Below are 6,682 nucleotides of genomic sequence, written 5' to 3' on the forward strand. Positions count from 1 at the left end.
TGAAGAAAGTGGAGCAATGGCTGCATCACCGTATCAGACAACTGATTTTAAAAAGATGGAAAAACCCGCGTACTAAGATTAGCAGATTAATGCGTTTAGGTCTAGATATGGACAGTGCTAAACGCATAGGCTACTCCAGAAAGAAGTACTGGAGATTATCAAAAACACCTGAGGTTCATTGGGTGCTTACAACGAAAAGACTCTACCGTTGGAACGTAGTTCCACTACGAGACCTGGCAGAGTCTGCTTACTTAAGATATTGAACCGCCGTATACGGAACCGTACGCACGGTGGAGTGAGAGGACGGTAAATAAATTAATTATTTACCTCCTACTCGATTGTAATCCGGTCAAACGGGTACACACCCTCTTCCTTAAAGAGTATAATGAATACTGACGGAGTGAAAATCAGAATGAAGTCAGGAGTTGTAAATATGAAATGGTTTAAAAACGGACATATTTATTTGAGTGAATCGACTTTTGCAGAGAGCATGGTCATAGAAGGCAATACGATTAAAAAGGTTGGGAACAACGAATCATGTGAGGTTTTTTTTAAAGGTGAAGAAGTCATCGATCTTGGAGGGAGAACGGTAATTCCGGGTCTGAATGATTCGCATCTGCACTTTCTCATGACTGCCGAATTTTTGCCCCTTCTCCCTATAACCGGTGTGACTTCAATGAAAGAACTGATCGATCGCTGCAGAGTTTACATAGAGGACCAACAGATGACTAAAGAAGATGTCTTATATTCAGAGGGATGGAATCATACTTTGTTTACTGATGACAAGCGGATTCCTGACAGACATGATTTGGATCAGGCCTCTTCAAGCGTGCCGATCGTTCTGGTAAGAGTTGACCGTCATGTCATGAGTCTGAACACGGCTGCACTTAAGGCTTTCAATATTACACAGCACAGTCAGTTAGAAACTGGTGGGGAGATTCTCAAAGATACCGACGGACTGCCTACTGGTATACTGACTGAAGGGGCTCTGGATCTGGTTAAAGCTCAGCTGCCTGCGAGAACCAAAGAAGAGAAAAAGGAAGCAATCAGACAGACGATGAAGCTGGCTAACCAGTACGGCATTACATCGATGCACACTAACGACGCTAAAGATGATACTGTAGAAGAGACATTATCTTTATATGAAGAACTTGAGCAGGAAAAGGCGCTGACCGTACGCTTTTATCAGCAGATTTGGTTCAACAATGGCAAATACCTGCCTGACTTTCTAAAAATGGATTACCCTTTCCGAAAAGGAAGCGACTGGAACCGTATCGGACCGATCAAGTTTTTCATAGACGGAACATTAGGATCCAGAACCGCTGCATTAAGAGAAGCCTACTCAGATGATCAGTCAACTAAAGGAATCTTGACGAAATCACAAGACACCTTGTCTGATGAAGTGAAAACAGCTGTCGACCACGGGTATCAAGTGATTATTCATGGGATAGGGGATCAGGGTATAGAGACGATCCTCAATGCATACGATGCGGCCCTTGATGGCAAAGACAATGACTTGCGTTTGGGGATTAATCATATGCAGATCACTGGACTGGATCTGATCGACAGGGTGGCTGATAAAGGATATTTGACTTACGTTCAGCCGATTTTTCTGGAAGATGATATTCCTATCCTGTTTGATCGAGTGGGTGAGGAGCGAGCGAAGACATCTTACTTATTTAAAACAATGAAGGATAAAGGGGTTCATCAGTCATTCAGCAGCGATGCACCGATCGTTTCATTCGATCCATTTGAAAATATTCAGTGTGCAGTTACACGAAACAGACTGAATGAGCCGCTTGAGAAAGCCTATCTTCCTAACGAAGCGATGTCTATCTATGAGGCAGTCGATGCCTACACTTATGAAAGTGCCTATGCGAGCTTTGATGAGGATGTAAAGGGACGAATTAAAGAGGGGTTTCTGGCAGACTTTGCTATACTGAATCAGGATATTTTTTCAGTTACTCCTTCTGAGATCAAGAATATAACGGTGCATTCCACTTATGTAGATGGAATAAAAGTGTATGAGGAGGACAAGGGATGATCAATGAGCTAATCACTAAAGCGCGTTTGAAAAATTTTATGCTTATCATAATAGGCTCAGTTTTATATGCGACCAGTGTGAACGTCTTTACAGTACCAAACGATTTGACTGAAGGAGGCCTGACTGGGTTTTCTCTGATCCTTTTTTATCTTATCGATATCCCACCATCTTATACGATTTTTATTATCAACATGTTCATACTGGCTGTTGGATATAAGTTTCTTGACAAAAAAACGCTCCATTATACTCTCGTAGCCAATGCGATCATTTCGGTTATGCTCCTCATGGTCACAGGTTATCAGTTCATTCCTGAAACGACTTTGCTAGCCCCAATCGGTTCAGGCATTTTTATGGGTGCAGGTATTGGCCTGATTATGCTGGGTCACGGGACAACAGCAGGCAGTGATATTATTGCCAAGTTGATGGAGAAATATCTCGGGATAAATATACCAACTGGTCTTTTGATGATCGATGTGTTTATCGTCCTGCCCAGTGCATTTATCATTGGTGCAGAGAATGCGTTTCTCACATTGATCAACCTCTACATTCAAAGTAAGGTCATTGACTTTATTCTAGAAGGGTTGAATCCGAGAAAATCCTTCTTTATTATATCTAAAAAGCATCTAGAGATTGCCGAAGCCATCGAAAACCAGCTCGGGCGAGGCATTACCATATTGGATGGACGTGGCTACTACACTAAGGAGAAGAAAGACATTCTTTATATCATCATCAGTCGACGGGAAGTTCTTCCAATTAAGCGTATCGTAGAGGCTATCGATCCGAATGCCTTCATGACCATCTCACATGTTCAGGAAGTTACTGGAGAAGGTTTTTCCTATCTGGCTCAGGAAGTGCAGGCTGAACGGATCACAGAAGCGGAAGAAGAGTGGATCGAAGAACAAAGGGTTGCGAATGAAAGTGAATAGTTTATAATGATTATTACATGATAATAACTATAAAGGAGTGTCGCGATGTCTGACCACCAGCTCGAAATTAGTAACATTTCATTTAAGACAGACAATCAGTCTATCCTGGAGTCGATTTCTTTTTCTGTCGAGAAAGGGGAAAGGGTAACGATAACAGGACCGTCCGGAGGAGGAAAGAGCACCTTATTAAAGATCATCGGGAACATCATCAATCCGACTGACGGAAAGGTTTTGTTCCATGGAAAGAACATACAGGAGACCAATCCTCTAAAGTATCGCCAGAAGGTCTCCTACTTTTTCCAGAACGCTTCGCTCTTCGATCAGACTGTCAGGGACAACCTGTCTTTTCCATATGACATCAGAGACGAAGAATTTGATGAAGAGAAAGCGAAAGATATGCTTGAACGCGTCAGCTTGAGTCGCTCCTGCCTGGATAAGCCTATCAACGAACTCTCCGGTGGAGAAAAACAGCGTGTAGCTTTGATCAGAAACATGATGTATCTTCCGGAAGTTCTCTTACTTGATGAGGTGACCAGCTCGCTTGATGCTGAGAATAAGGAAATTATTCACGGGATACTGGACACTTTAAATAAAGAGAATGGCCTGACTACATTATCTGTCACCCATGATGAAAATGAGATCAGTCAGGCAGACAGAGTGATCACGATCATTGACGGCAGACTGGAGGACTCTAAATGAACGCTAATCTGGAAATCAATAACTTTTCGCTGTTCCTTTCTACAGGGTTGCTGATCATCGCCATACTTATTGCATACAAAGAGAAGCTTGAACTCGGTTATGATATTTTTATTGCCGGCATACGAGCAGTTATCCAGCTGTTTATTATCGGTTATGTCTTGAGCTATGTAATACAGCTTGATAATGTGCTTGTCACACTCGCTATGGTACTGTTCATCGTGTTCAACGCAGGCTTCAATGCCCATCAGAGAAGTGACGGGATTCCGCATTCCTTAACTATTTCACTTTTCTCCATATCGATAGGGACTGCAGTAACTCTGGTCATTCTCGTTGTTTCGGGGGCAATTGAATGGCTGCCGTCTCAGATCGTTCCCATTACAGGAATGATTGCAAGTAATGCAATGGTCGCTATCGGATTGACTTTCCAGTCTCTGAACTCAAAATTCGCTGATCAGCGTCAGCAGGTTCTTGAAAAGCTGTCACTTGGAGCGAATGAAAAGCAGGCATCCATGAGCATTATTAGAGCCAGCGTGAAAACGGGGATGAGCCCATCGATCGACAGCACAAAGACAGTCGGACTGGTCAGTCTGCCTGGTATGATGTCCGGTCTGATATTTGCTGGAGTAGAACCGACAGAAGCCATCAGGTATCAGATCGTCGTTATGTTCATGATTATCGCAGTGACGAGTATCGCAAGCTTCAGTGCCAGCTACTTGGCATACAGACAGTTCTATAATGAGCAGAAACAGCTGACGTTATAAAATAATACAAGCTAACACATTTCAAAAACCGTCTTATTTGTCACATAATTGACACTAAGACGGTTTTTGAAATAGTCTCGTAAGGATGTAATGATAACAATACAGACTGACTAAAAGGAAGTAACAGATGGTCTAAACCCCTTTTCTTTTATAAAGTGCATGGTAAGATACATATAGTTATCCGGGCAAGACCTAGGGTAAATAGCAAAAAGACACTACAGACGAGACGTGTAGTAAATTATGAAAAGGGGTATAAACTTGTTTATACAAAAAAATCAATTAATCAAAGCCGGTATTACTTTCTCAGCTGCAGGACTATTATTCCTGACTAACGAGTCTGAAGCCAGCGCAAATGAATTTACCAGTTCAAACTGGGAGCCGACGACTGTATCGCAGATCGAACAGGAAATAGCGGCACAGAAAGAGAACCAGGGAAGCGACGATGTCCTTAAATATACCTTCCAATGGGGAGACACAATGTGGGGCATATCTCAAGCTACAGATATTTCAGTAGATAAATTGGTAAACGTTAATGATATTGATAATCGTAGTCTGATTCATGTCGGATCTACTATTTATCTAAGTAGAGACCTGTCAGTCATTTCCGTACAAAATGGTGATGAAGAAGTTGTTAGTTATGACGTGTCAAATGGCGATGCAGTTGAAACTGAGACACCTGAAGAAGTAGAAGAAGCAGTTGAAGCAGCTGAAGGAAACGTAGTAGAAGAAGCTGTTGTAGAAGAACCAGCAGAAGAAGTAGTTGAGCAAACTCAACCAGCAGAAGAAGCAGTGGAAGAAGTAGTTGAGCAAACTCAACCAGCAGAAGAGTCAACAGCACAAACCTCTTCCTCAGAAAACGGCCGTTGGATGACTGTTGAGGCGACCGCATACTCTCGTAATCAGCCAGAATTGAGTAATTACACATTTACTGGAATTGACCTAAGAGAAAATTCACGTGTCATAGCTGTAGACCCTAATGTTATTCCTTTAGGATCAACAATCTATGTACCTGGCTACGGAGAATACATTGCAGGAGATACTGGTGGAGCAATCATTGGTAATCGAATCGATATTCACTTCGAAAGTCTAGATTCTGCAATTCAGTTCGGCAGACAGAGCATTGATGTACAAGTATTCGAATAAATTTCAACTTCTAAAAAGCTATAAGCGAATATTGAATTCGCTTATAGCTTTTTTGCATAAAAAATGAATATTTTACCACTGTTTAACAAATGGCTGGTCAATGTAACAGAATGAGATGAAATTGTAAAAGCCTTTTCTTTTGAATTGCTACTCATTCATGATAGAGTATTTCTATAACAGATTTGGGTTATTTATATTATCAAACCAAAGCAGGAATGTTCTGATATTACTAATATGAATAGTTTGGCCCAATTATGAGAGAATGGTGTCAGACAAGGCTTATTGCTTTACATCAAATAGGAATTTTGGTAATATTCTCGAGTTTGACAGTCAAAACGACAAGAATGCCTTAGGTATAGGCTCTCTTGTCGTTTTTTTAGTTAAAAAAGTGCGTACTATTTTTGTTTTTTGGTTTGTTTTAAAATTTTTTTCATTCTTTTTTGAGGAATAATTTCAGTGTCCGTTCTAAACCCAAACTCCTCATGGAGTTGATCAGTCAAATCCGTTCGTGTATAGGTTGGAATATATCCTTCTCCCAAGTATTCAAACACACGCATCTTGCGTAGTGTATCAATGATATCAGGACAGGTATAGGCTTCATCTAACTTTTTTTCAAGAATACGATAAACCAGTAATGAAAGAAAACAAGTGAGGAAATGTGCTTTAATCCGGTCATCCTTTCGGACAAAAACCGGTCGTGCACGCATTTCACTTTTCAGAATACGAAAGGTTTCCTCAATCTCCCAACGGCGATGAGATATTTTAAGTATCTCTTCTGAATCCCCCGATACATTTGTACAGATACCGTATAACCCATCGTATTTCGCTTCTTCTTTTATCTTCTCTTGATCTACTGTGACTTGAAAGTCCTTCGAGATCTCGCCTTCTTTAGTGACATGGGTCTCTTTTAAGAAACGCTTGAAATCTGTTGGACGTTTTTTCTTTAATTGACTTGGATTATCGGCTTTCTTCATGGCTCGTTCAATCTGTTTTCTGCGAATCTCTTCTTGATAGCGTTTATGCTTGGGAGAAAAAGTGATAATCAATCGCTGTTCTAATCCATTTTCATGGATCCAGCGTTCTTTATAATAGTGTCCTTTATCTTTTTC

6 protein-coding genes and 1 pseudogene are annotated in these 6,682 nt (G+C 41.0%); 6 read left to right on the forward strand and 1 reads right to left on the reverse strand.

Annotated features, from left to right (window positions below; translation table 11 throughout):
* The 6 genes and pseudogenes from BLR76_RS12105 to BLR76_RS10900 form a co-directional block, all read left to right on the forward strand.
* Positions 1–263, forward strand: a pseudogene (locus tag BLR76_RS12105) (group II intron reverse transcriptase/maturase); the annotation flags it as partial.
* Positions 264–433: 170 nt separating this feature from the next.
* Positions 434–2,044, forward strand: coding sequence for an amidohydrolase (locus tag BLR76_RS10880; RefSeq protein WP_176759707.1), 1,611 nt, complete (start codon positions 434–436; stop codon positions 2,042–2,044).
* Positions 2,041–2,970, forward strand: a complete 930-nt coding sequence (locus BLR76_RS10885) for a YitT family protein (RefSeq protein WP_091268863.1) — start codon at positions 2,041–2,043, stop codon at positions 2,968–2,970. The genes BLR76_RS10880 and BLR76_RS10885 overlap by 4 nt, the downstream gene beginning before the upstream one ends.
* Positions 2,971–3,015: 45 nt before the next feature.
* The gene (locus BLR76_RS10890; RefSeq protein WP_091268865.1) at positions 3,016–3,669 is read left to right on the forward strand and encodes an ABC transporter ATP-binding protein; all 654 of its coding nucleotides are present in this window, start codon (positions 3,016–3,018) and stop codon (positions 3,667–3,669) included.
* Complete coding sequence (locus BLR76_RS10895; RefSeq protein ID WP_091268866.1) at positions 3,666–4,430, forward strand: ABC transporter permease; 765 nt, start codon at positions 3,666–3,668, stop codon at positions 4,428–4,430. The genes BLR76_RS10890 and BLR76_RS10895 overlap by 4 nt, the downstream gene beginning before the upstream one ends.
* Positions 4,431–4,688: 258 nt before the next feature.
* Positions 4,689–5,573: a 3D domain-containing protein gene (locus BLR76_RS10900; protein ID WP_245683089.1), complete on the forward strand. Its 885-nt coding sequence runs from the start codon at positions 4,689–4,691 to the stop codon at positions 5,571–5,573.
* 395 nt (positions 5,574–5,968) lie between these two features.
* Here the strand turns inward: BLR76_RS10900 and BLR76_RS10905 are convergent.
* Positions 5,969–6,682, reverse strand: a 714-nt coding sequence (locus BLR76_RS10905; protein ID WP_143009252.1) for an IS1634 family transposase, incomplete at its 5' end; no start/stop codon positions are given.

This window comes from Alkalibacterium thalassium, from assembly GCF_900101165.1.
Taxonomy (GTDB): domain Bacteria; phylum Bacillota; class Bacilli; order Lactobacillales; family Carnobacteriaceae_A; genus Alkalibacterium; species Alkalibacterium indicireducens.

What these genes read in the sequence shown, in the direction of transcription:
- BLR76_RS10880 (WP_176759707.1), top strand. Translation starts at nt 434, where the DNA reads ATGAAATGGTTTAAAAACGGACATATTTATTTGAGTGAATCGACTTTT.
- BLR76_RS10885 (WP_091268863.1), top strand. Translation starts at nt 2,041, where the DNA reads ATGATCAATGAGCTAATCACTAAAGCGCGTTTGAAAAATTTTATGCTT.
- BLR76_RS10890 (WP_091268865.1), top strand. Translation starts at nt 3,016, where the DNA reads ATGTCTGACCACCAGCTCGAAATTAGTAACATTTCATTTAAGACAGAC.
- BLR76_RS10895 (WP_091268866.1), top strand. Translation starts at nt 3,666, where the DNA reads ATGAACGCTAATCTGGAAATCAATAACTTTTCGCTGTTCCTTTCTACA.